Genomic DNA, 24,227 nt, shown 5'->3' on the forward strand with positions numbered 1-24,227 from the left:
TGTGGTTACCGGTCACGTTACCGCCGGGTAGGTTAAAAATCAGTGCTGCCCGGACGTTGTGCGCGATGCCTCATAAACGAGCGGGTACAGCGCGAGCGCCCAGAGCTGGTATCCGTCGGCCGACGGGTGGTAGCCATCGGCCGAGAGCGTGCCGCCGTCCGCGCGGAACACCCCGCCGGTACGCCCGGCCAGGTCGACGACCCCGCCCTCCGCGTCCGCCGCGGCCCGGGCCGACGCCGTCGCCACCCGACGACCCGACCAGGCCATGATCTCGCGCAGCGGCTGGCCGAAGTTGCGGGCCGCGCCGAGGTCGGGGCAGGTGCCGACGACCACCGCGGAGCCGGCCGCCACGAGCCGGCGCACGGTCGCGGTCAGCTCGGCCTCGACGACGTCGAGCGGAGTGAACGCGATCGCGTCCTCGCCGCCGATCAGGATCACCGCCACGTCAGGCACCCCGTGCACGAGGACCCGCGCGACCTGGGCGTCCAGGTCGGCCGTGCGTGACCCGGCCACCGCGGCCGACGACAGGTGCACCCGGCGGCCGGTGGACGCGAGCAGCTCGGCCAGGCGCCCGCCGACCGTCTCGCCGGTCACCATGACGCCGAGCCCGGCCGCCGTGGAGTCGCCGAGCAGGGCCAGCCGGAGCGGCCGGCCGGTGCCGAAGACCCCCGAGCCGGGAGGGGCCAGATCGGCCGACAGGTAGCGGCGCCGACGCGCCAGGAGCCCTTCGATGGCCAGTACGGAGACGGCCGCACCCGCAGCGGTCGCGGCCGCTGTCGCAGCGCCGGCCGCAACTGTGCTCAGCTTCACGTCGCCTCCTTTGCGTGGGCGGCCCGCTGAGAACGACGCTGACAGCCGCGCCACCCGACTTGAGTATGACCAATACGAGGCGTCAGGTGGCGTGGATGTCAGCGCCGCCCTCAGCGGGCTCCAGGTCAGAACCAAGGCACCCGCGGCGCCATCAGGCCATACCCAGTGCGGCATCCGCCGGTGGTGCTTCGGGAGCTGTGCCCACGGTGGGGGTGCCGCCAAACAGCCGGATGCGGTGGCGCAACTCGACCCACCGTCCCCACGGGCCTCGCTCGCGCCCGGCGACCTCGGCCGGCGCCACCTCGGTTCCGGCGGCTTCGGCCGCCGCGACCGCGGCGTCGACGAGCGAGCGGACCCCTTCACCGCGCTCCGGCCGCGGCTCGTCAGTGGCCGCCGAGCCGATCCCCAGCGCCGCCGCCGCCGACGGGAGCATCGCGTCGACCGCGCGGCCGTAGCCCGCCGCCGACGGGTGGAACCGGTCGGGCGAGAACATCTCGACCGGGTTGGCCGCGAACTCCGCGCCGAGCAGGTCGCCGAGCGACACCGTGCGCCCGCCGGCCTCGACCGTGGCCACGGTCTGCGCCGCGGCCAGGTCCCGGCTCCAGCGCCGGACGATGTAGCGCAGCGGCTGCGGGATCGGCCGGATCGTCCCCAGGTCGGGGCAGGTGCCGACGACGACATCGACGCCGGAATCGACCAGGCGGCGCACCGCGCGCTTGAGCTGGCCCACCGCGATCGACGGCCGGGTCTTGTGGGTGACGTCGTTGCCGCCGATGAAGATCAGCGCCAGTTGGGGCCGCTGCGGCTGCGCCAGCACGTAGTCGACCTGCACGGCCAGATCGACGCTCCGCGCACCGACCACGGCGGCCGAGACGACGTCGACCGGACGGTCGGCGAGCCGGGCCAGCGCGGTGCCGAACAGCGCGCCGGGCGTCTGGGCGACGTCGTCGACGCCGTAGCCGACCATGCTGGAGTCGCCGAGCAGCGCCAGCTGCACCGCGGGCCCGGACGAAGCGCCGGTCGGCGGGGTGTACCGCCCGTCGGCGGGCGGCGGGCCGGCCTCCAGCGGCTGGATCGCACGACGGGCCAGGTTCGCCTGGCCGAGCAGTAGTCCGTAGAAGGCAGCGCTGAGTAGCCCGAGGCCACCCCCACCGAAGGCCGCGCCGATCGCGACCTGCTTCGCGTGAAGTACTCGACCGTCCACGTGTCACCTCCTGCTCACGCCGTGTGACTGACGCCACTGCTGGCTCGCGCCGCGGTGCGTGAGCATCCGCGGCGCTGATTCAAAGTTAGCTCGGAGTCGGTTATGTCGGCTCCGTCAGTCGGTGACCCGTCATTCGCGAGTAGGGAATACTCCCCATCCACAACTGAAAGCAGGGGCACGACCGAGAACGGGGAGCCGCACCGTGCGCCGAGCACTGGTCCTGGTCGCGTTGACGCTCGCCTCGGCGGTGACCTCGGTGCTGCTGGCCGTCGCGGTCAATGTGGCCACCGGCGGTGAGCTGCCACCGGGGCTGGCTCCCGCGGAGCCGCTGGCCTGGCCGGCCGTGGCGGTCGCCGGGCTGGTCACCGCGGTGCTCGCGTACTGGCAGCAGCGCCCGCTCGGCGGGGCTGAGCCCGAGCCGGTCGCGGTGGACCCGGCGCGGCCGACGCCGCCCGCCGAGCTGCCCGCGTTACCCGCGCTGTTCACCGGCCGCCAGAGCGAGGCCGACCGGATCCTCGCCGCGATCGACGGCGGGGCGCCGCTCGTCGCGGTGTCCGGCCCGGGCGGCGTCGGCAAATCGGCGTTGATCCTGCACGTCGCGCACCTCGTCCACAGCCGCTACCCGGACGGGACGCTGTTCGTCCGCCTGCGTGGGGCGAGTTCCGAACCGGCCGATCCGGCCGAGGTGCTCCCGCGGCTGCTCCGGAGCCTGCGCCCGGCCGACGGCGACGACGGGGAGCTGCGCGGGGACGTCGAGACGCTCGCGGCCCGGTTACGCACCCGGCTGGCCGGCCGTCGGTACCTGCTGGTCTTCGACGACGCCGGCGGCGCCGACCAGGTGCGCCCGCTGCTGCCCGGTGCGTCCGGCTCGCTGGTGCTGGTGACCAGCCGCCCGGTGCTGGCCGAACTCACCTCCGCGACGCTCGTCGGCCTCGAGGAGTTCTCCGACGCCGAGGCGCGCGAGCTGCTGGCCCGGCTGGCCGGCGACCAGCGGGTGAGCGCCGACCCGGCCGCCACCGAAGCGGTCGTGCGCGCGTGCGGCAACCTGCCGCTGGCGGTCGCGATCGCCGGGAGCCGGCTGCGGGCCCGGCCGTCGTGGTCGATGGCCACGCTGGCCGGACGCCTGGCCGACGAGGAGCGCCGCCTGGACGAGCTGAGCTCGGGACGCGACGCCGTGCGGGCCAGCGTCGCCGCGACCTACACCGAGCTCGACGCGTACCACCAGCGGGTGTTCCGCCGCCTCGGCGCGCACCCCGGCACGGACTTCGACGCGTCGGCCGCGGCGGCGCTGGCCGACCTGGTCGGGTCCGGCGCGGTGCCCGCCCTCGACCGGCTGGTCGAGCGGCAGCTGGTGCAGGTGACGACGTCGGATCGGTACCGGTTGCACGACCTGCTGCGCCTCTACGCGATCGAGGAACTCGGCGCGGAGTACGTCGACGCGCTCCGCCGGTTGGCCGACCACTACGCCGCGCGGGCCCGGGCCGCGATCGAACCGTGGGTCCCGTGGGAGGCCGCGTTCGGCCCCCGGTCGGAGAGCGGGGATCCCGAACACCGCGCCTACGTCGACGACGAGCGCGAGAACCTCATCGCCACCGTCACCGCGGCCGCCCAGCACCGGGACGGGCACCCCGAGCTGCGGGAAGCCGCCTGGAGCCTGGCCGCCGCGGCCGAGCCGGCGTTCACGCGCTACCCGTACCACGCCGACGCCCGGCGGCTCTGGGAAGCGGGGCTGGCCATCGCCCACTCGACCGGAGTGCCCGAGCGGATCGCCCAGGCGGAGTACGCGGCGGCCCGGGCGTCCCAGTACAGCGGTGACGTCCGCGGCGGGCTCGCGCACGCCCGGGCGTCGCTGAGCTGGTGGGAGCGGGCCGGCCACCGGCTCAACACCGCCGCCGCGCACCGTCGGCTGGCCAGCGCGCTGTACGCCGCCGGGCTGTTCACCGAAGCCGAGGAGCACTACGGCGAAGCGTTACGGCTCTGCGCCGAGCATCCGGGCGGGGAGGGCGTCTCGCTGCGCGCCAGCGCCCTGCGGGGCCTCGGTTCGCTCCATCTCGCCTTCGGCCGGATCGACGACGCGGTACGCACCCTGCAGAAGGCGGTCGACGTGCGGCGCGAGGCCGGCGACGACGCCGGTCTGGCCCGCGCGCGGACCTCGCTCGCCCGGGCGCACCGCAAGGCCGGCCGGATCGAGGTCGCCCGGGAACTCGTCACGCCGCAGATCGCCGTGTTCCGGCGGTTGGGTGACGTGATGTGGGAGATCACCGCCCTGCGCGAACTGGGCCGGCTGGAGCTGGCCGAGGGGCGGCTGGCGTTGGCCACCGACCACCTGGAGGCGGCGCGGGTGCTCGCGCTGCGCAACCACAACCGGACCGGGGCGGTGATCACGCTCGTGGCGCTGGCCGAGGTCGACGCCGCCGCCGGCCGATCGGACGCCGCCGCGGCCCGGTTCCGGGAGGCGGCCGAGGGGTTCCACGCGGCCGAGGACCGGGTCCGCGAAGGCACCACCCAGTTGAAACTCGCGCTCCTCCTGGCTCGAACCGGCGCCGGCCGCGAGGCCGACGCGGCCGCCGAGCGGGCCAGGGCCGTGTTGACCGGGCTGGACGTTCCGGACGCCGCCGACCTCTGGCGCCGGCTCGCAGAGATGCGCGGCGCGGCCGGTGCGACCCCTTCCGACCTCGGTGGTTAGTCTCGAAAGCGAGAATCTCCGGCAGAGAGAGCTGACACCGTGCGGTACTTCGAGTCTGTGGTCGACCTGATCGGTAACACACCACTGGTGAAACTGCGGTCCGTCGCCGACGGGGTGCCGGGCACCGTCCTGGCCAAGATCGAGTACCTCAACCCTGGCGGCTCGGTGAAGGACCGGATCGCGGTCAAGATGGTCGAGGCGGCCGAGAAGTCGGGCGCGCTGAGGCCCGGCGGCACGATCGTCGAGCCCACCAGCGGAAACACCGGTGTCGGCCTGGCCATCGTGGCGCAGACCAAGGGCTACAAGTGCGTCTTCGTCTGCCCCGACAAGGTCAGCGAGGACAAGCGGGACGTGCTGCGCGCGTACGGCGCCGAGGTCGTGGTGTGCCCCACCGCGGTGGCCCCCGAGCACCCCGATTCGTACTACAACGTCTCCGACCGGCTGGTCCGGGAGATCGACGGCGCCTGGAAGCCCGACCAGTACTCCAACCCCGAGGGCCCGGCCAGCCACTACGCCACCACCGGCCCGGAGATCTGGAACGACACCGACGGCAGGATCACGCACTTCGTCACCGGGATCGGCACCGGCGGCACGATCACCGGCACCGGCCGGTACCTCAAGGAGAAGGCCGCCGAGGCCGGGCGCGAGATCACGATCGTCGGCGTCGACCCGGAGGGCTCGGTGTACTCCGGCGGCACCGGGCGCCCGTACCTGGTCGAGGGCGTCGGCGAGGACTTCTGGCCGTCCGCGTACGACCCGTCGGTCACCGACCAGGTGGTTCCGGTCTCCGACGCCGAGTCGTTCCTGCTCACCCGGCGCCTGGCCCGCGAGGAGGGCCTGCTCGTCGGCGGCTCCTGCGGGATGGCGGTCGCCGGGGCGCTGAAGGTGGCGCGGGAGGCCGGCCCCGACGCGGTGGTCGTCGTGCTGCTGCCGGACGGCGGCCGCGGCTACCTCTCGAAGATCTTCAACGACGAGTGGATGGCCGGGTACGGCTTCCTCAACCTGGCCGACCGCACGCCCGGTGGCATCACGGTGGGGGAGGTGCTGCGGGCCAAGAGCGAGGGGCTGCCGCAGCTCGTCCACACGCACCCGAACGAGACCGTGAAGACCGCGATCGACATCATGCGCGAGTACCACGTCTCGCAGATGCCGGTCGTCCGGGCCGAGCCGCCGGTGATGGCGGCCGAGATCGCCGGTTCGGTGAGCGAGGCCGCGTTGCTCGACGCGCTGTTCGACCGCCGGGCCGCGCTGAACGACGCGGTCGAGCAGCACATGGGCTCGCCGCTGCCCGCGGTAGGGGCCGGTGAATCGGTGGACGCCGCGATGAAGGCGGTGGAGGTGTCCGACGCCGCGGTGGTGCTGGAGGACGGCAAGCCGATCGGCATCCTGACGCGTCAGGATCTCCTCTTTTATCTAGCCCAGTAACAATCCCCTCAAAAAATCTTGCTAAATCGGTGCAAATTGGTGCGCCGATTTAGCGAGGTTGTCTACACAGGACACGCGTTGTTCGAGGCACTGAAGCCTCGGCGCCCTCACAAAGGGGAGTACGCATGTCTGCTCTCGTCAAGCGGCTTGCCGCCGCCGGTTCGCTGATCGCGGCCGGCGCGGCGCTCGTCCTGGTTCCCAGCCCCGCCTACGCCGACACCGTCACGGTCAACTACTCCTGCGAGATCCCGCTCTCGGGTACGCAGACCGGCGACGTCGAGGTCACGATCACCGCTCCGGCCACCGCGACGGTCGGCGAGACCGTGGACGTCACGGTCACGACCGGACCGATCCCGATCCTTCCGCCGATCGACCTCGACGCCGGCAGCGTGACGCCGAGCGGCGAGGTGACGGTGTCCGGTGCCCAGACCGGCGCCGTGGCCGTCACCGGAACTCCGAACCCGGAGCCCTACCCGGCCAACCAGCCGGTCCAGCTCACCGCGCTGACCGGGCAACTGACCCTCACCACCGCCGGTGAGGTCCAGCTCAGCCCGGGTGCGGTGAACGCGACCGCCACGACGATCTTCGGCACGTTCACGATCCCCTGCGTGCCGACCGCCACCCCGACCCCGGTCGCCGCGGTGATCTCGGTCAGCTGACCCGCGGCTCCGGGCGCGAGCGCTAGAAGTCGAGCGCCCGCGCCCGGAGAGCGGGGAGGTCGTGGACCACCACGGTGAGGCGCGACGTGCGGATGGTGCCGTCGGCGCGGAGGGTCTGCAGTGCCTTGCTCACCGCCTCGCGGGAGGCGCCGATCCAGCCCGCGAGCTCGTCCTGCGAGAGCGGCAGCGCGATCCGCACGCCTTCCTCGGTCGGCTGACCGAACCGGTCCGCGAGCTCGACCAGCCGCGCGGCGACCCGGCCGAGCGTGTCGTGCGCGCCGAACTCGATGCGTTTGCGGTCGGCGTCGCGCAGGCGGTCGGCGAGGGTCTGGGCGAGCAGCAGCGCGATCCGGCCGTGGGCACGCAGGTACTCCTGGAACGCGCCGAGCGGCAACATCAGGGCGGTCACCGGCTCCAGCGCCTCCACGGTGGCCGAACGCGGTCGCTGGTCGATCGCGGCCAGCTCGCCGACCAGGGCGCCGGGGCCGCGCACGGCCAGCAGTACCTCGGTGCCGCCGCCGGTACTGGAGTAGGCCTTCACCCGGCCGCTCACCAGCACGAGCACCGAGTCCGACTCGTCGGACTCCCGGAAGATCACCGCACCCCGCGCCCAGGAACGAGGGCGCGCCAGCGCGAGGAAGTCTTCGGTCTCCGACGGTTTCAGCAACCCCCAGAACTCGGTGGGCGGCGGCTCCGCGGTCACGAGGCGCCCACGACGTAGGCCCGGACCGGCTGCAGGCGACCCTTCACGGTGAGTTCGCCCAGGGAGTACGCGCTCACCTCGGGCCCGAGCTGCTTCATCGTCGCGTCGCCGATGACGACCTGGCCGGGCTGCGCCAGCGTCTGCAGCCGAGCGGCGACGTTCACGGCGTCACCCATCGCGTTGAACCCCCGTAGTGCCTCGCTGCCGATGTTGCCGACCAGGGCGGACCCGGTGTTGATGCCGACCCGGAACCGCGGCCAGCCCGGCCGTCCCTCCGCGATCGCGTCCACCGCGGTCTGCAGGCCCAGCCCGGCGCGCACGGCCCGGGCCGCGTGATCGGGCTGCCGGGCGGGCGCGTTGAACAGAGCCAGCAGCGCGTCCCCCACGAACTGCACGACGGTGCCGCCGTTGTCGAGGATGCACGGCACCGCAACCCCGTGGTAGCGGTTGAGCATCGTCACGATCTCGGTGGGGTCGGCCTGCTCGGAGAACGTCGTGAACCCGCGTAGGTCGGCGAAGAGCGCCGTGACCTCGACGATCGAGCCGCCCAGCGCTGCCTGCGCCGGGTCGGCCAGCAGCGCCGAGGCGACGTCGGGCGACAGGTACTGCCGGAACAGCGTGCCCAGCTCGGCGTAGAGGCGGGCGTTCTCCACCACGATCGAGAGCTGGTTGGCCAGCAGCGCGGCCCAGGTTTCGCCGCTTCGGGCGGGGATCTCGACGACACCCGCCACCCGGCCCTTGACGGTCAGCGGATAGATCAGCCGCTCGTCGTCCCGGCGCGGAGCGGTGAGCGTGGCCGGGTCGTAGGCGCGACCGTCCACGGACAGCGCCCCGTTGTCGACGAGTCCGACGTGGACCTCCCCGTAGGCCGGCCGTACCCGGGCGAGCACCTCGTCGAGGAGCTCTCGCTCACCCAGCCCGACCCGGGCCCGTTCGCCGACCGTCACCAGCGCGCCGAGCAGCGCCGAGATCTCCCGCTCGGCGGCGAGCGCGGTGCCGGCCCGGTCCAGGACGACGGCCTGCCGTTCGGTGAGCCCGAACCGCTGGGCCAGCTGCTGGGCCAGCGGCTCCGCGGTGGTGCGTCCGCTGCGTTCGCGCTCGCGCAGCACGGTGACGAGTTCCTCCAGCGCGGCCTCGTACTGCGCCCGGACCGCACGCACGGTCGGCGCGAGCATGACCGCGTCGAACAGGCCGGCGCTCGAGCCCTCCTTCCGGTACTGCACGTACGCGCTGTAGGCCACGAAGCCGAACGCGAACACCAGCAGGACGTGCCACTCCCACCAGGAGAGGTGCCACTTGTCGGCGAGCGTCACCGCGACCATCGCTTCGGCCAGCAGCACGAACGCGGTGAGGATGCTGACCAGGACGGCGGCCGGGGCCCGGCGGTGGAGCTGGTAGTACCGCAGCGCCGCGGCCACGTACAGCGCGACGGCCAGCACCGCCACGGCCGTCTGCCACCCCTCGACGTCGCGGACCTGCGGCGCCGCGTTCAACGGCGGCAGGTCGAGGAGCGTCACCGCGCCCCAGGCCACCATGACCGCGGTGAGCCCGCCCCAGAGCGGGATCCGCAGTGCCAGCACCCGGTCGGAGTCGAGCGGGAGCGCGGAGAGCGCGGCGAACACCGCCGAGATCGTGAGCCCGGTGGGCTGGGACAGGTCGAACCCGACGTTCGCGTGATCGACGAGCACGAGTGGCGTCGCCAGCGCGTGGAGCAACAGGAACCCGGCCGACGAGAGGAAACACAGCGACACCAGGAAGAGCCGGGCGTCGCGCCGGTTCAGCGCGGCCGCGGTCATCGCGATGCCCGGCAGCAGGCTGATCGCGGCGACGTTGAGCACGAGCCAGAAGTGGCTCGGCGGGTGGTGCCAGAGCACGTCCGCCGCCGGCACGGCCAGAAGGAGCCAGAGACCGGCGACCGGCACGAGCAGATGCAGGGCCCAGACGACCGCCCGGACCGGCTGCACGGCCGGTGGTAGGCGCGGCACCGTTGTCAGCAAGGCGACACCGGCCCGGAGGCGCTGTGCGTACTTCTGCACGGACGGGAGACCGGGCGCCGTTGCACAGTGGAGGGGACCCGCCCGATGAGGCCCGACCTGGAGACGTCATGAGCCACAGAGGACCACTCCTCACCCTCCTGTCCGGTGCGGTGGTCGCCGCTGTGCTCTTGGGTCTCAGCACCCAGGCCAACACCGAGAGCACACAGCAGACCGCCGCCCGGGCTCCATCCCAGTCCACTCCGCCCGCGAAAGCTAGCCCCAGCGCGGCCGCACCGCCGCCGATCGCGTCCTCGAGCAAACCTCCGACCGAGAACCGCAAGGCCGTGTTCGCCGGCCGGGTGGTCGGCGGCCGGGCCACGGTGGCGATCTCGGTGAAGGACGGCCAGGCCGTCGCCTACTACTGCGACGGCGACCGTACCGAGGCCTGGATGCGTGGCCCGGCCTCCGGCGGGGACCTCGACCTGAAGGGCGCGCCCGGCGGCACGCTCACCGGTACGTTCAGCCGGACCAAGGCCGCCGGCACCGTCACCGCGGGCGGCCGGGACTACAAGTTCGAGGCCCCGCTGGTGAAATCGCCGGCCGGGGTGTACCGGGGCACGGTGACGATCCAGGGCGCCAAGCTCGTCGCCGGGTGGATCGTGTTGCCCGACGGCACGCAGGTGGGCGTCTTCACCACGGACGAAGGCAACCCGCGGCCGGCGCCGAAGATCGACCTCGGCTCGAAGACCGCGACCGTCGACGGCGGCACGATGACCGTCACCGAAGCCGACCCGAAGGCCTGAGGAGCGAGTCATGACGGGGAATCCCGAGCCGGACGAGTCGCCGACGCGTCCCTTCGCAGTACCGCCAACCGTTCTCGCCCCGCCCCCGCCCCCGCGGCCCGCGTCCGCGAGCACCGTGACGAAGCTGATCGTCCCGCTCGCGGTCGGCGCCGGGGTCGCCGTCGTCCTCGGCGTCTACGGCAAGGTGCACACCCCCACCGGTATCGCGGTGAGCGTCGCCGGCTTCTCGGGGCCGCTCACCGTGAAGGTCTGGCTCGCGACCGCGGCGATCGTGTTCGCCGTCGTCCAACTCGTCACCGCGCTCGCGATGTGGGGCAAGCTTCCACTCCGCGGGGCCTGGGTGAGCCCGGTGCACCGCTGGTCGGGCCGGATCGCGTTCGTGCTCACGATCCCGGTGGTCGTTCACTGTCTGTACGCGCTCGGCTTCGCCACCTACGACACCCGGACGCTGGCGCACTCGCTGCTCGGCTGCGTCTTCTTCGGGGCGTTCACGACCAAGATGCTCGTGCTGACCAAGCACGGCCTGGCCGGCTGGGTGCTGCCCCTGTTCGGGGGAACGGTGTTCGCCGCTCTGGTCGGAGTGTGGGCCACGTCCGCGCTCTGGTTCTTCTCCACCAGCGGCGTGCAGTTCTGAACCTTTGGCGAACGGCTCCCGTGCATCACCTGTGAAGATGAGTTGCGGCTGGCGAGCGGTAGCGGTGTGTGTTACTGATTGAGCACTCAACTACTACATGAACTACTACAAGCGCGAGACTACCGCCCGGAGGAAACGCATGGATAACACCCGATACACGCGCGGGCTGCTCAACCGGCGCAGTGTTCTGGCCGGAGCCGGCGCGGTCGGCGTGACGATCGTCGCCAGCGCCTGCTCGAGCTACGGCGACAGTGCGAGCAGCGACGCCGCTCCGGCTTCCAGTGCTCCGGCCGCGGCCCCCACCACCGGTGCGGCGTCGGCGGAGGCACCGCCGGCCGCGGACGCGCTCGCCAAGGTCGCGGACATTCCGGTCGGCGGCGGCAAGATCTTCGACGCCGAGGGTGTGGTCGTCACCCAGCCCGAGGCGGGCACGTTCAAGGCCTTCTCGAACGTCTGCACCCACCAGGGCTGCAAGGTCAACAAGGTCGCGACGACGATCGACTGCCCCTGCCACGCCAGCAAGTTCTCGATCTCCGACGGTTCGCCGACGGCCGGCCCGGCGAAGAAGCCGCTCGCGGAGAAGCAGGTCACCGTCAACGGCGACTCGATCACGCTGGCGTAGTTCCGGCGCTCGCGCGGGCTGAGCGTTAGCGCCTGATTGCTAGGTTCATCGCGTGGACCTGGACGCCTACGTGGCCGAACACGCGGGGGAGTGGCGCCGGCTCGAGGAGTTGCTCGGGCGGCGTCGCCTCACCGGCAGCGAGAGCGACGAGCTGATCGCTCTCTACCAGCGGGCGGCCACCCACCTCTCGGCGGTGCAGAGCCGCGCACCCGACCCCGCACTGGTGGGCCGGCTGTCCCGGCTGGTCGCGCGGGCCCGCTCCGCCGTCACCGGCAGCAGCGCGCCGTCCTGGCTGACGTTCGCCCGTTTCTTCACCGTCGGTTTCCCGGTGGCGGTGTACCGGGCCTGGCCCTGGTGGTGCGGGGTCGCCACCGCGTTCTCAGCGGTGTCGTTCGGCCTGATCGCGTGGTTCGGCACGCATCCCGAGCTCGCGGCCCAGCTCGCCCCGGAGTCGGCCCTGCGTCAGCTCGTCGAGCACGACTTCGCCGACTATTACTCCGAGAACCCGGCCCAGGACTTCGCCGCCCAGGTGTGGACCAACAACGCGCTGATCGCCGCGCTGTGCGTGTTCGCGGGCGTGCTGATCGTCCCGTTGATCATCGTGCTGATCAACAACGCGGTCGGCGTCGGTGAGGTCGGCGGCGTGATGGTGGCCTACGGCAAGGCCGACGTGTTCTTCGGCCTGATCACGCCGCACGGGCTGCTGGAGCTCACCGCGGTCTTCGTCGCCGCCGGCGCGGGGCTGCGCATCGGCTGGTCGTGGATCGCCCCGGGGCCGGGTCGTACGCGGGCCCAGGCGCTCGCCGAGACCTCGCGCGCGGCCGTGCTCATCGCGCTCGGCCTGGTGGTCGTGCTGGCGATCTCGGGCGTGATCGAAGCCTTCGTCACCCCCTCCGGATTGCCCACCTGGGCCCGGATCGGGATCGGCGTCGTGGCGTTCGGCGGCTTCCTGACCTACGTTTTTGTGCTCGGCCGACGCGCCGCGCTCGCCGGCGAGACCGGCGACCTGGCCCTCGGCGAGCGGGAGGACTTCGCCCCGGCGGTGTGATTCGGAACCTTGACACGTTGATGGTAACGTCCGCTCATGGTGAACCTGGAAGCGTTTGTCGCCGGCCTGCCCAAGGTCGAGTTGCACGTGCATCACGTGGGTTCGGCCTCACCGCAGGCGGTGGCCGAGCTGGCCGCGCGTCACGCCGGCAGCACGAACGTGCCGTCCGACCTGGACGCGCTGGAGAAGTTCTTCGAGTTCCGCGACTTCGCGCACTTCATCGAGGTCTACATCGCGGTCGCCGACCTGGTCCGCGACCCCGAGGACGTCCGCATCCTCACCTACGAGGTCGCCCGTGAGCTGGCCCGCCAGCAGGTCCGCTACGCGGAGCTGACCGCGACGCCGTACTCGCACACGGTCCGCGGCATGGCGCCCGAGGCCTACTGCGAGGCCCTCGAGGACGCCCGCGCCGCCGCGCGCCGCGAACTGGGCATCGAGCTGGTCTGGTGCTTCGACATCCCCGGCGAGGCCGGTATCCCCGCCGCCGAGGAGACGCTTCGCGTCTCGCTCGACCAGCGTCCGGACGGGCTCATCGCGTTCGGGCTCGGCGGTCCCGAGATCGGCGTCCCCCGGCCGCAGTTCAAGCCCTACTTCGACGCCGCCCGCGCGGCCGGCCTGCACTCGATGCCGCACGCCGGGGAGACCACCGGCCCGGAGACGATCTGGGACGCGATCCGGGTGCTCGGGGCCGAGCGCATCGGCCACGGCACCAGCGCGCTGGGTGACCCCTCGCTGGTCGAGTACCTGGTCGAGCACCAGATCCCGCTCGAGGTCTGCCCCACCTCGAACCTGCGCACGCGTGCCGTCGCCAGCCTGGACGAGCACCCGCTCGCAGGCATGGTCGAGGCGGGCATGTTCGTCACGATCAACTCCGACGACCCGCCGATGTTCGGCACGACGCTCGAGAACGAGTACCTCGTCGCCGCCGAACTGCTGAAGCTCGACGCTCCCGGCGTCGCCGAGCTCGCCAAGGCCGGTGTCCGGGCGTCGTTCGCGCCGGAAGCACGCAAGGCGGAACTCACGGCCGAGATCGACGCCTACACCGCGGCGAACGCCTGAGCCGGGCGCTCGCGCCGCCTCAGAGCCGGCCGGCCGCCTTCATCGCCAGGTAGGTGTCGGTGACCGTCGAGGCGAAAATGTCCGCCGGGGCGTCGACGACCTCGACGCCCCGGTTACGCATCGCGCCGACGATCCGGCGCCGCTCGGCGTCGCCGCGGGCCGCGGCCGCCGCCTCGTAGACCGCCTCGGTGGTGCCGCGCTGCGCGGCCATCGCGGCGGCGGCCGGGTCGCCGACCGACGCCAGCACGACCGTGTGCCGGTCGGTGAGCCGGCTCAGCACCGGTAGCAGGCCCTCGGCCAGCGGCGCCGGTTCGATCGCGGTGAACAGCACGACCAGGCAGCGTTTCCGGGCCCGCAGGAGCACCTCGGACACGACCAGGTCGAAGTCCGACTCGACCAGCCGAGGCTCCACCGGCGCCAGCGCCTCGCCGATCGACGCGACGACGCTCGCGTGGCCCTTGCCCCGTACCGACGTGCGCACCGACACGTCCGCGGCGAACAGCTCCACCCGGTCGCCGGCCTTCGCGGCCACCGCGGCCAGCAGCAGGCACGCGTCCATCGCCGCGTCGAGCCGGGGGATGTCCCCGACCCGGGCCGCCGACGTGCGCCCGGTGTCGACGACGAGCACCAGGCGCCGATCCCGCTCCGGACGCCAGGTACGCACGACCACCTCGCTGCGGCGCGCGGTGGCCCTCCAGTCGATCGAACGGACGTCGTCGCCGTCCACGTACTCGCGCAGCGCGTCGAACTCGGTGCCTTGACCGCGGGCACGCACGGCGAGCGAACCGTCGAGGCGGCGCAGGCGGGAGAGTTTCTCCGGCAGGAACCGGCGGGAGGCGAACGGCGGAAGCGTCCGCATCGTCCACGCCGGGGTGAGCCGCCGGATCGCGCGGCGGCGGGTCTGCCGGTACATGAGACCGAGCGGGCCGGTGGAGCGCACGGTGACCGCCACCGCGGGCCGGTCTCCCCGCCGGGTGGGCACCAGCGTGGTGTCGAGGCGCTCGGTCGCGCCGGGTTTCAGCACCACGTCGTGGACGTAGGGCGACGCGCCCGCGGACGGCACCCACGCGTCCCGGACGCGGGCGCGAACCGTGCGCCGGCCGGTGTTCGTGGCCACCAGCGTGACCACCGCCGACTCGCCCAGCCGGGTGGTGGTGGCGCCCTTCCGGCGGAACGTCACCTTGCCCGCCGCCCCGGCGAGGAACCAGTCGACGACGCAGACCAGCGCGAGCACCAGGAGCCAGATCTGCGCGGTGGTGGCGTGCCACGGCAGCACCGCGCTGACCACGGCCCCGGCGACGCAGAGCAGTACGACCCGGCCAGTGATCATTACCGGGGAGTCGGGACGGTGGCCAGCACGGAGTCGAGAATGCCGTCGGGCGTCGCGCCGTCGAGCTCGGCTTCGGGGCGCAGCACGATCCGGTGCCGCAGCGTCGGCCGGGCCAGCGCCTTCACGTCGTCGGGGGTGACGTAGTCGCGCCCGGACAGCCAGGCCCAGGCCTTCGCGGTGGCCAGCAGCGCGGTGGAACCACGCGGGGACGCCCCGGCGGCGAGCGACGGGGACGTGCGGGTGGCCCGGCAGACATCGACGACGTAGCCCATCACCTGGTCGGCGACCTGGACGCCACGGGCCGCCATGCGTGCGGTGGCGAGGTCCTGAGCGGTGGCCACCGGCTGCACCTGCGAGAGGTCGCGCGGGTCGAAGCCCTGGTGGTGGGCCGTGAGCACTTTCAGCTCGGCCTCCCGGGACGGCAGCGGCACGTCGACCTTGAGCAGGAACCGGTCGAGCTGGGCCTCGGGCAGCGGGTACGTGCCCTCGAACTCCAGCGGGTTCTGGGTGGCGGCCACCACGAACGGGTCGGGCAGCTTGCGCGGCACCCCCTCGACCGTGACCTGTCGCTCCTCCATCGACTCGAGCAGCGACGCCTGCGTCTTCGGCGGCGTCCGGTTGATCTCGTCGGCGAGCAGCAGGTTGGTGAAGACCGGGCCCTCGCGGAACTCGAACTCGGCCGTGCGGGCGTCGTAGACGAGCGATCCGGTGACGTCACCGGGCATCAGGTCGGGCGTGAACTGGACCCGCTTGGAGTCCAGCGACAGCGCGGCGGCAAGCGTACGGATCAGCAGGGTCTTGGCCGTTCCGGGGACGCCCTCGAGCAGGACGTGGCCCTGACAGAGCAGGGCGATGACCATGCTGGTGAGCACCGCGTCCTGCCCGATGACGACCTTGCCGACCTCGGTACGCAGACGTCCGAGCGCCGCGCGCGCGGCTTCGGTGTCGCTGGTTGGTGACAACTGCACGGGCGCATCGGTCACGACGGCTGTCCTTCGGAATGTGGTTTCGGGGTCAGTACGGCCGCGGTGAGCGCGTCGAGCGCGTCGGCGTGCACGACCAGGCCGTGGTCGTCGGTGGGCGGCGGACCGTAGAGGTGCTGACCGACCGCCGCGGCCGGCCACCCGGACCGTTCGGCGATCGCCTCGCAGATCTCGCGGGGATCGGAGTGCGCGTTGACGCCGAGCACCGGCCGCAGGCGGGCCAGCGCGGCACCCCGGAGCGCCTCCGCGGCCTCCGGGCGGGCCCGGGCGCGCCGGTAGAGGCGGGCGCGGCCTTCCACGGTCTCGGTGGAGCGCACGATGACCGGCAGCGGCTCGGCCACCGGGGCGCTCAGCCGACGCCCCCGCCAGAACGCGGCCAGCAGCCCGGCGGCGGCCAGCATCCAGAGCGCCGTGGGGATCCAGCGGGGAAGCAGGTCGGAGAGCGACCGGGCCTCCGCCTTCGCGATCGGCTCCGGCGAGACGCGCTGCAGCCAGATCACGTCGGCGTGAGCGTTGAGCAGGCCGAGCGAGAGCGCCGCGTTGCCGTGCTCGGCGAGCACCTTGTTGGTGAACGGATCGCCGGAGCCCAGGAACACCAGCTCGGCTCGGGCCGGCCGGTCGAGCACGGCCAGGTGGCCGTCGTAGCAGCGGGTAAGGCCCTCGCCGGTGTAGGAGTACCCGCCGATATCGGCGCTCCCGGCCGAGGTGGCCTCGGGCAGCGAGCAGTCGGGCTCACGGGTCTCGGTGACGCCCGCGCTGTCGATCCGGACGTCGAGCTCCAGATCGTCCAGGGCGAACGGGTCGGCCTGGACGAAGACGACCCGGACCGTGTCGGGCAGTTCGGCCAGCCGACGCAGGCTCGCCCCGCCGAGGTTGTAGGGGAACGGCACGACGACCGTGACGTTGCCGGCGGCGGCGCGCTTCATCGCGTCGTCGGTGGTGGTCAGCTCGGTGACCGGACGATCGTCGTCGCCGAGCAGCACGGACAGCGCGCGGGTGCCGCCGGGGTTCGCGGCGTCCGGGTCGAGCGCCGCGCGCTCACTCGACGACTGGGTGCTCACCAGCAACCACACCGCGAGCGTGACGAGCGCGAGGAGCACCACGGTGAGGATGACGCGGAAGCGCCACGGCGACCGGGCGCCGGTGACCGGCGCGGCGGTGGGGATCACCGGTCCTCCCCGGCCGAGGTGCCCGGGGCCGAGGTGCCCGGGGCCGACGTTCCGGGTGCCGACGTTCCGGGGGCCACCCAGGAACCGGCGCCGACGAGTTCGCCCTCGCTCGGCCGGGCCGCGGCGACGCGGGTGGCGATCCCACGCATCCGCTGGTCGTGCTCGGCGGTCGCGGTGCGCTCGCCGTACCAGATCTCGGCGAACAGCTCGGCGGCCTCGGTCAGGTCGGCGGAGGCGCCCGGCAGCACCCGCCCGGCCTCGACCGCGAGCTCGTGCGCGGTGCGCCCGGGACGGTTGTCGACCAGGTCGCGGGCGACGAGACCGGCCACGACGCCGCGGAGACGTTCCCGGACCGCCTCGGCCCAGCGCCCCTCGGCCGCGTACGCGTCGGCGCGGGTCTCGTGCTCGGTGGCGCTGCGGGTGGGCGTCACCGGGTCGGTCTTGCGCCGCACCGACGCGTTCCGGCCGGGCAGGCCGAACCGCCAGATCAAACCGGCCACCACCACGACGACCAGCAGTACGAAGATCAGCAGCCCGATCTTGCCGCCGGGGCCGCTGGCCTGGGCGCGGTCGAGCAGGTGGTCGATCGTGTCCAGGATCCAGTCGATCACGCGCTGCAGCAGCGACGGCTTCTCGTCCTGGTAGATCTGTTTGGACAGCTCTTTCGCGGCCTCCTCGGCCGCGGGCTGCCGGGGAACGGGTTCGAGCGGCGTCATCGGCCCCCCTCCGCGCGGGAGCGCCGGCCGGCCAGACCCCACTCGACGTCGAGCGCCTCGCCGCGCATGCGGCCGTCGAGGTAGAGCAGCGTGTCGATGCCCGAGCGGAACGCCCAGACGACGATCAGCGGCAGGTAGTACGCGAACGCCACCGCGACCGTGAGCAGGAGCAGCGCCCCGTGGTCACCGTTCACCAGCGGGTCCCCACCGACGGCGAGCTGCACCAAGGTCGTGGCGATGATCGTCAGCGGAAGCATCATGATGAACCAGAGGAAGCCGCCGACCGCGCCGGCGAGCAGCCGGATGCCGAGTTGCCGGAACAGCCCGGCCGCGGTGCCGCTACCCACCTGCATGCTGCGCTTGAGCGCGCTGCCGATCGTGCCGCCCTCGAAGACCAGAGCCAGCACCGAGAGCCGCATCAGCCCGCCGAAGAGCGGAACGAAGTACCCGACGATCGGGATCGCGGCGATGACCACGTTCAGCCCGGTGAGCGTCAGGCCGAGCAGGAGCAGTTTTCCGAACAGCGGACGCAGGCGGGCCCAGCAGACCGGCAGCGAGGTGGGGGCGCCTGCCGCCTCCTGGATCACGGCCACCGCGGCGGCCGCGCTGGTGATCACCGCCGCGACCGTGGAACCGAGCGCCGCGACGACCGAGGCGGCGGTGAGCGTGAGCAGGAACAGCAGGATGTCGGCGTCGAGCGAGGACGACTGGCGGCTCAGCAGGCCGGTGATCGCCCACCACAGCGGAACGGTGATCAGCAGCTGGACGACGACGGTGAGACCGGCGGTGCCGAGCGTCGGCCCGGGGTGGCGGCGCAGCAGGTCCATGCCGCCGTCGAGGATCTCGCCGACAGCGAGCGGGCGGAGCGGGACGGGACCGGAACCCGGACCGGCCGACAACGAGGGCAGCCCGACCGGTGGAGCCGGTGCGGTCACCGTGCTCACCTGCGAATCGCCCCCTCTCGGATTACATTCCGCGACATCGTGTCATGCCGGTGCGACAGCGATTCGGCGCGTCCGTATGGCGGCTCAGCGGCAACTCCTCGACGAGAGTGCCACGATGTGGGGCATGAGAGCGCGTGTGCTGGTGGTCGACGACGATCCTGCCCTGGCCGAGATGCTCGGAATCGTGCTACGAGGTGAGGGTTTCGCACCATCGTTCGTTGCGGACGGTGAGGCTGCCCTCACGGTGTTCCGGGAGACCCGCCCCGATCTCGTCCTGCTCGACCTCATGCTTCCGGGCATGAGCGGGCTGGACGTGTGCCGGGCGGTGCGGGCGGAGTCAGGCGTGCCGATCGTGATGCTGACGGCCAAGAGCGACACCGTCGACGTGGTGTTGGGACTGGAGTCCGGGGCGGACGACTACGTCGTCAAGCCGTTCAAACCGAAGGAACTGGTGGCCCGGGTACGGGCCCGGCTGCGGCGGGGGGACGAGGCGCCCCCCGAGACGCTGACGATCGGCCCGCCGCAGTCCCAGGTGCAGATCGACGTGCCGGGCCACTCGGTGACCAGGGACGGCAGCCCGATCGCGCTCACCCCGCTGGAGTTCGACCTGCTGGTGGCGCTGGCCCGCAAGCCGCGCCAGGTGTTCACCCGTGAGGTGCTGCTCGAGCAGGTCTGGGGTTACCGGCACGCGGCCGACACGCGGCTGGTCAACGTCCACGTCCAGCGGTTGCGGGCGAAGGTCGAGCGGGATCCGGAGCACCCCGAGGTGGTGCTCACCGTGCGCGGAGTCGGCTACAAAGCGGGCACCGGGTGAGGCGAAGGGCTCGACCGGACGCGCCCGACGGGCGCGTCCGACTTGTTTACCAGCGGTTCCGGCGGGCCGCCGGGTGGCTCTCCGCGCGAGGGCTCGCCCGCTGGCGGCGGTCGCTGCAGCTGCGCGTGGTCACCAGCACGTTGCTGGCGTCCAGCGTCATGACCGTGGCGCTGGGGTTGTTCGTCGTGCACCGGGTCACCGACGGGCTCGTGGTCGCCGAGAAGGAGCAGGCGCTGGAGCAGCTGGCCAGCGGCGTGACCTACCTGGGCGACGAGCTGTCGAGCATCAAGGGCCAGGACGACCCCGAGCTCGACAGCGTGCTGCGCCAGGCGGCGCGCAACCTGTCCGACCGGGGCTCGCGCGCCACCGATTTCGCGGTGGCCGTGCTGCCGACCGGCAACCGCAGGCTCTCGCCGAAGTACGTTCCCCGGTACTCCCCGGACGACGTCCGGCCGCCGGCGCAGCTGACCAGGCTCATCGCGACCGGCGAGCAGCGCGGCTACCAGTTCACCCGGACGTCGCTCGACGACCGCCCGGCCCGCGCGTTCCTCGTGGTCGGCGCGCCGGTCGACACCCAGGCCGGGCGCTTCGACCTGTACTACTTCGTGCCGCTCGACGACCAGGTGGCCACGGTCGGCCTGGTGCAGAACTCGCTGACCGCGATCGGCGCGCTGCTGTTGCTGCTGCTCGCGGCCATCGCGGGCATCGTCGCCCGCCAGGTGGTGACGCCGGTGCGGGTCGCCGCCCGCACCGCCGAGCGGCTCTCCGCCGGGTTGCTCGAGGAACGGATGGTGGTGCGCGGCGAGGACGAGCTGGCGCGGCTCGCGCACTCGTTCAACCAGATGGCGGCGAACCTGCAGCGTCAGATCGTCCAGCTGGAGAACCTGTCCCGGCTGCAACAGCGCTTCACCTCCGACGTGTCGCACGAGCTCCGGACGCCGCTGACCACGGTCCGGATGGCCGCCGACGTCATCCACGCCGCCTCCGACACGTTCCCGCCCGCGCTGGCCCGCTCCACCGAGCTGCTCTCCAATGAGGTCGACCGCTTCGAATCGCTGCTCAACGACCTGCTCGAGATCAGCCGCTACGACGCCGGTGCGGCGGTGCTCGAACCGGAGGACACCGACGTCCGCACGATCGTGACCAGGACCGCGGACGGGCTCGCCCAGCTGGCCGAGCGCACCGGCTCGGAGCTCAAGGTCGTGCTGCCCGACGAGCCGGTGGTCGCCGAGGTCGACCCGCGCCGCGTCGAGCGGATCCTGCGCAACCTGGTCGGTAACGCGATCGAGCACGGCGAGGGCCGGCCGGTCCGGATCACGTTGGCCAGCGATGCGGACGCCCTCGCGATCACGGTGCGCGACTACGGCGTCGGGCTGCGGCCGGGGGAGGCGCAGGCGGTGTTCGACCGGTTCTGGCGCGCCGACCCGTCGCGGGCCCGGCAGACCGGCGGCACCGGGCTGGGCCTGTCGATCAGCCGTGAGGACGCCCGGCTGCACGACGGCTGGCTGCAGGTGTGGGGCTGGCCGGCGCTCGGGGCCCAGTTCCGCCTCACGTTGCCGCTGCGGCGTGGTGAGCGGCTCTCGGCGGCCCCCCTGCCGCTGGCGCCGGCCGACGCCGGGTCGCGCTATCCGCGGGCGATCGAGGCTTCTCCGCGGGCGCTTCCGCCCGTGCCGACCCACCCGGCGCTGACGCCGGGCCCGGCCGACGCCGCCGGGACGGAGGGAGAGCAGCATGGCTAGGAAGCGGCTGGTGGCCACCGCGCTGGTGGCGATCGCGCTCAGCTCGTGCGCGCGGGTGCCCGACAGCGGCCCGGCCGTTCCGGTGGCGATCCCCGGCGCGTCGCAGAGCACCGACTCGACGATCACCAGCGTCAACGCGCAGCTGCCCGGCCCCGGTCCCGATTCCGACGAGTCGGTGCAGGCGTACGTCAACGCGCTGGCCGTCACCCGCAACCCGGGCCCGCTGGGCGACCGCTACCTGGCCACGCCCGCGATCCGCAACGCGTTCAGCCAGAACCCGTCGATGGTCGTCGTCCGCGGCGGCATCGAGAAGTCGGTCCAGGAGGCGACGCGGGACGAGGCCACCGCGACGTTCTCGGCCAACCTGATCGGCACGGTCGACAGCGACGGCGTGTTCGAGGAGGCGGAGAACCCGAAGTGGCAGGTCCAGGTCCGGCTGACCCGGATCAGGGGCATCTGGCTGTTCGCCGAACCACCCCCGCTGATCGTCCCGGAGAACAAGTTCACCGAGTCGTTCAGCCAGGAGACCGTGTACTTCTCCGCGCGGCCCAGCACGATCACCGGACCGACGCCCCGGCTGGTGGTCCCGGAACGCCGCTGGCTCAACGAGGACATCGGTGACCAGATCACTCAGATCGTCGACTTCGTGCTCGCTGGCCCGTCCGAGGCGCTGAGCCAGGTCACCGAGAACCCGCTGCCGAACATCAAGCGGACGAGCCGGGTCGCGGTGCAGGACGGCGACCTCGTCATCGAGCTCGAGCCCCAGGCCGAGGCGATGAGCCGGGACGCGCTCGACGCGTTCGTCGCCGAGGTCGGGTGGTCGCTCAACGGGAAGTTCTCCGGCGCGGTGCGGCTCAACGTCGGCGGGCGCGCGCTCGACGTCCAGGGTTTCGACGCCCGTCAGGACCTCGGGTCGTGGCGGCGTTACAACCCGGCGATCGTGCAGCGCAACCTGCCCACCTTCCAGGTGCAGAAAGGCACCGTGAAGGTCCTCAACGACCCCAGCGCGCGCGACGTCCACCGCCCGTACCGGCTCGGTACCCCGGTGCTGTCGAGGAGCGTGCGGGTGGCCGCGATCTCGGTCGACCTGGTCCGGTTCGCCGTGGTGCGCGACGAGGCGTCCGGGCAGCGGCTCTGGGTCGGCGACGCGTCGGGCACGCTGCAGCCCACCCTGCGCGCGCCCCAGATCGGCCGGCCGAGCTGGGGTGGGAATCGCGCGACGGTGCTGGTGCCGGTCGGCGGCCGGCTCTTCGAGGTCGGCGTCGGGAACGCCGGCCAGCCGTCTGAGGTCCAGGTCGTCGGGCCCGGCGGGCGGCGGCTGCGCGACATCACGTCGGTCCGCCTCTCGATCGACGGCGTCCGGGCGCTGATCGTGGCCGGTACCGGCGTGTACGTCGGGACGCTCACCGGGGCGACGGGCCGGGCACCGGTGCTCAGCGTCCGGCCGATGACCGTGCCCGGCGTCCCGCTCGACGTGTCCTGGCTCGGACCGCTCGACGCGGCCGTGGCGGTGGCGTTGCCGGACCAGCAGAACCGGGTCGCGCTGGTGCGGGCCCCGGTCGACGGGTCGCTGCCCGAGGTGCACGGCGCCATCCCGAACACCGGAGGACCGGTGCGGGTGAGCGCGGACCCGACCGAGAACCCGGAGTCGCTGGTACTGCTCGAGGTGAGCGGGAAGCGGTACGTGTTGCCGGCGCGGGGCGGGACGAGCGACATCGCACCCGCGGTGGCCACGGCGCCGTTCTACCCGGGCTGAGCGGGCCGTCCACAGATCCTCGTGGGGGTCTGGCCCGGTGCGGCCGCGGGCGGCACGGTGGGGGCGTGCTGAGGATGCTTGCCGACCTGGTGCTGCCCGTGCCGTGCGTCGCCTGTGGCGCTGCCGACGGGCCGCTCTGCGCGGTGTGTACACCGCACGCACTGCATACCGCGCCGTTCCCGGTGGCGGCCGGGGCGCGCCCCGGCGGGGGTGTCCCGGCCGCGTGCGTCGCTGCCGGGGCCTACCGGGGCGCGCTGCGATCAGCGTTGATCGCGTACAAGGAACGCGGCGCCCGCGCGCTCGCCCGGCCGCTCGGGGTCCGGCTCGCGACCGCTGTCGAACCGGTGGCGGAGGGCCGCGGGCGGTTACTGTGCGTACCGATTCCGTCCTCGGCGGCCGCGATCCGGGCGCGCGGAGGTGATCACGTCGTCCGGTTGGCCCGATTCGCTGTCGCTACGCTGCGTCAGCGGGGCTTCGGAGCGGAGGTTGCCCGGTTGCTCACGATGCGTCGCGTCCCCACGGATTCGGTCGGGCTCGGCGCGGCGGCGCGCCGGGCGAACGTCGCCGGTGCGTTCGTGGCGGCGCCCGGCCGGGTCGGAGCGTTGCGCGCGCCAACCGGTTCGCTCCGCGGTCGTACCACGATCGTGCTGGTCGACGACATCGTGACGACCGGGGCGACGCTCGCCGAAGGCTACCGGGCGGTAGCCGGCATCGGCCTTCCGGTCGCCGGTGCCGCCGTTGTCGCCGCGACCCCGCCGCGGGGCGCTACCGTGTACATGGTTCGTGACCCGAAGTAGTGAACTGGTTGCGGTGTGGGTGCAGTGCGCACGAACAGCGTGTCGCCACGCGCGGTGTCTGTTTCCATTCTGAGGATGCTGGATAAGCCGGTCACCAGGCACGACAGAGTCTGCTTCTCACAAAACGGATGTTTTGCTCGGAGTGGAGGGGTGACTACTCCTACTCCGAAGAGTTAGTTTCAGGTTCCACAGCAGTTCTCGCCCTGAGCAGATGGATGTCATCGAGGGGAGGTTGCCGCTTACCGGTCCCTCCCGCCCTGTGCGAAGCGCCAGGAGCACATCAGGGAACCGGTACCTCGCAAAGAAACAGCCGCCCACCGTCGGGCGGGCTGACAAGTTCGCGGAAGCGT

21 protein-coding genes are annotated in these 24,227 nt (G+C 72.6%); 12 read left to right on the forward strand and 9 right to left on the reverse strand.

Annotation, left to right across the window (positions count from 1 at the left end; all coding sequences use genetic code 11):
- Positions 1 to 39: 39 nt before the first annotated feature.
- Both CRYAR_RS05080 and CRYAR_RS05085 read right to left on the reverse strand, forming a co-directional pair.
- Positions 40 to 810, reverse strand: coding sequence for an SGNH/GDSL hydrolase family protein (locus CRYAR_RS05080; RefSeq protein WP_035848742.1), 771 nt, complete (start codon positions 808 to 810; stop codon positions 40 to 42).
- 151 nt (positions 811 to 961) lie between these two features.
- Positions 962 to 2,014 carry an SGNH/GDSL hydrolase family protein gene (locus CRYAR_RS05085; RefSeq protein WP_035848743.1) on the reverse strand — a complete coding sequence of 351 codons (1,053 nt, stop codon included), beginning with the start codon at positions 2,012 to 2,014 and terminating at the stop codon, positions 962 to 964.
- 202 nt (positions 2,015 to 2,216) lie between these two features.
- Between CRYAR_RS05085 and CRYAR_RS05090 the strand changes: the two genes are divergently transcribed.
- From CRYAR_RS05090 to CRYAR_RS05100, 3 genes are all read left to right on the forward strand, one after another.
- Positions 2,217 to 4,700: an ATP-binding protein gene (locus CRYAR_RS05090; RefSeq protein WP_035848744.1), complete on the forward strand. Its 2,484-nt coding sequence runs from the start codon at positions 2,217 to 2,219 to the stop codon at positions 4,698 to 4,700.
- Between the two features lie 39 nt (positions 4,701 to 4,739).
- On the forward strand, positions 4,740 to 6,125 hold the full coding sequence (locus CRYAR_RS05095) for a cystathionine beta-synthase (protein WP_035848746.1): 1,386 nt from the start codon (positions 4,740 to 4,742) through the stop codon (positions 6,123 to 6,125).
- A 125-nt stretch (positions 6,126 to 6,250) separates the two neighbouring features.
- Entirely contained in the window at positions 6,251 to 6,784 is a 534-nt protein-coding gene (locus tag CRYAR_RS05100) for a hypothetical protein (RefSeq protein ID WP_051569768.1), read from the forward strand.
- 22 nt (positions 6,785 to 6,806) lie between these two features.
- Here the strand turns inward: CRYAR_RS05100 and CRYAR_RS05105 are convergent, their stop codons facing one another.
- Both CRYAR_RS05105 and CRYAR_RS42730 read right to left on the reverse strand, forming a co-directional pair.
- Complete coding sequence (locus CRYAR_RS05105; protein WP_035848747.1) at positions 6,807 to 7,487, reverse strand: Crp/Fnr family transcriptional regulator; 681 nt, start codon at positions 7,485 to 7,487, stop codon at positions 6,807 to 6,809.
- A complete protein-coding gene (locus CRYAR_RS42730) occupies positions 7,484 to 9,484 on the reverse strand; it encodes an adenylate/guanylate cyclase domain-containing protein (RefSeq protein WP_211247270.1) in 2,001 nt (666 codons plus the stop codon). Before CRYAR_RS42730 ends, CRYAR_RS05105 begins: the two co-directional genes overlap by 4 nt.
- Before the next feature lie 107 nt (positions 9,485 to 9,591).
- On the opposite strand from CRYAR_RS42730, the gene CRYAR_RS05120 reads away from it, so the two are divergent.
- The 5 genes from CRYAR_RS05120 to CRYAR_RS05140 all read left to right on the forward strand — a co-directional run bounded on the left by CRYAR_RS05120 (position 9,592) and on the right by CRYAR_RS05140 (position 13,629).
- Entirely contained in the window at positions 9,592 to 10,266 is a 675-nt protein-coding gene (locus tag CRYAR_RS05120; protein WP_035848748.1) for a hypothetical protein, read from the forward strand.
- Positions 10,267 to 10,381: 115 nt separating this feature from the next.
- Positions 10,382 to 10,900 carry a DUF6529 family protein gene (locus CRYAR_RS05125; protein WP_035848750.1) on the forward strand — a complete coding sequence of 173 codons (519 nt, stop codon included), beginning with the start codon at positions 10,382 to 10,384 and terminating at the stop codon, positions 10,898 to 10,900.
- 139 nt (positions 10,901 to 11,039) lie between these two features.
- Complete coding sequence (locus tag CRYAR_RS05130; protein ID WP_051571920.1) at positions 11,040 to 11,522, forward strand: Rieske (2Fe-2S) protein; 483 nt, start codon at positions 11,040 to 11,042, stop codon at positions 11,520 to 11,522.
- Positions 11,523 to 11,574: 52 nt separating this feature from the next.
- A complete protein-coding gene (locus tag CRYAR_RS05135; protein ID WP_035848751.1) occupies positions 11,575 to 12,570 on the forward strand; it encodes a stage II sporulation protein M in 996 nt (331 codons plus the stop codon).
- 36 nt (positions 12,571 to 12,606) lie between these two features.
- A complete protein-coding gene (locus CRYAR_RS05140) occupies positions 12,607 to 13,629 on the forward strand; it encodes an adenosine deaminase (protein WP_035848752.1) in 1,023 nt (340 codons plus the stop codon).
- 19 nt (positions 13,630 to 13,648) lie between these two features.
- On the opposite strand, the gene CRYAR_RS05145 is transcribed toward CRYAR_RS05140, so the two are convergent.
- Genes CRYAR_RS05145 through CRYAR_RS05165 form a run of 5 tightly spaced genes read right to left on the reverse strand, consistent with a single transcriptional unit; the run spans position 13,649 to position 18,762 of the window.
- On the reverse strand, positions 13,649 to 14,959 hold the full coding sequence (locus tag CRYAR_RS05145) for a DUF58 domain-containing protein (protein WP_035848753.1): 1,311 nt from the start codon (positions 14,957 to 14,959) through the stop codon (positions 13,649 to 13,651).
- Positions 14,959 to 15,942, reverse strand: a complete 984-nt coding sequence (locus CRYAR_RS05150) for an AAA family ATPase (RefSeq protein WP_084700092.1) — start codon at positions 15,940 to 15,942, stop codon at positions 14,959 to 14,961. The genes CRYAR_RS05145 and CRYAR_RS05150 overlap by 1 nt, the downstream gene beginning before the upstream one ends.
- Positions 15,939 to 17,111, reverse strand: coding sequence for a DUF4350 domain-containing protein (locus CRYAR_RS05155; RefSeq protein WP_051569770.1), 1,173 nt, complete (start codon positions 17,109 to 17,111; stop codon positions 15,939 to 15,941). Before CRYAR_RS05155 ends, CRYAR_RS05150 begins: the two co-directional genes overlap by 4 nt.
- Positions 17,108 to 17,827, reverse strand: coding sequence for a DUF4129 domain-containing protein (locus CRYAR_RS05160; protein WP_157017375.1), 720 nt, complete (start codon positions 17,825 to 17,827; stop codon positions 17,108 to 17,110). Before CRYAR_RS05160 ends, CRYAR_RS05155 begins: the two co-directional genes overlap by 4 nt.
- Entirely contained in the window at positions 17,824 to 18,762 is a 939-nt protein-coding gene (locus CRYAR_RS05165) for a hypothetical protein (protein ID WP_157017377.1), read from the reverse strand. Before CRYAR_RS05165 ends, CRYAR_RS05160 begins: the two co-directional genes overlap by 4 nt.
- Before the next feature lie 133 nt (positions 18,763 to 18,895).
- On the opposite strand from CRYAR_RS05165, the gene mtrA reads away from it, so the two are divergent.
- The 4 genes from mtrA (at position 18,896) to CRYAR_RS05185 (ending at position 23,877) form a co-directional block, all read left to right on the forward strand.
- Positions 18,896 to 19,585: an MtrAB system response regulator MtrA gene (gene mtrA / locus CRYAR_RS05170; protein ID WP_035860765.1), complete on the forward strand. Its 690-nt coding sequence runs from the start codon at positions 18,896 to 18,898 to the stop codon at positions 19,583 to 19,585.
- On the forward strand, positions 19,582 to 21,324 hold the full coding sequence (gene mtrB / locus CRYAR_RS05175) for an MtrAB system histidine kinase MtrB (protein ID WP_051569772.1): 1,743 nt from the start codon (positions 19,582 to 19,584) through the stop codon (positions 21,322 to 21,324). The genes mtrA and mtrB overlap by 4 nt, the downstream gene beginning before the upstream one ends.
- Positions 21,317 to 23,080, forward strand: a complete 1,764-nt coding sequence (locus tag CRYAR_RS05180; RefSeq protein ID WP_084700094.1) for an LpqB family beta-propeller domain-containing protein — start codon at positions 21,317 to 21,319, stop codon at positions 23,078 to 23,080. The genes mtrB and CRYAR_RS05180 overlap by 8 nt, the downstream gene beginning before the upstream one ends.
- Positions 23,081 to 23,145: 65 nt before the next feature.
- Positions 23,146 to 23,877 (forward strand): ComF family protein, encoded by a 732-nt coding sequence (locus tag CRYAR_RS05185; RefSeq protein ID WP_211247271.1) that lies wholly within the window; start codon positions 23,146 to 23,148, stop codon positions 23,875 to 23,877.
- Positions 23,878 to 24,227: the final 350 nt, after the last annotated feature.

It is taken from the genome of Cryptosporangium arvum DSM 44712 (genome assembly GCF_000585375.1).
GTDB classification, from domain to species: Bacteria; Actinomycetota; Actinomycetes; order Mycobacteriales; family Cryptosporangiaceae; genus Cryptosporangium; species Cryptosporangium arvum.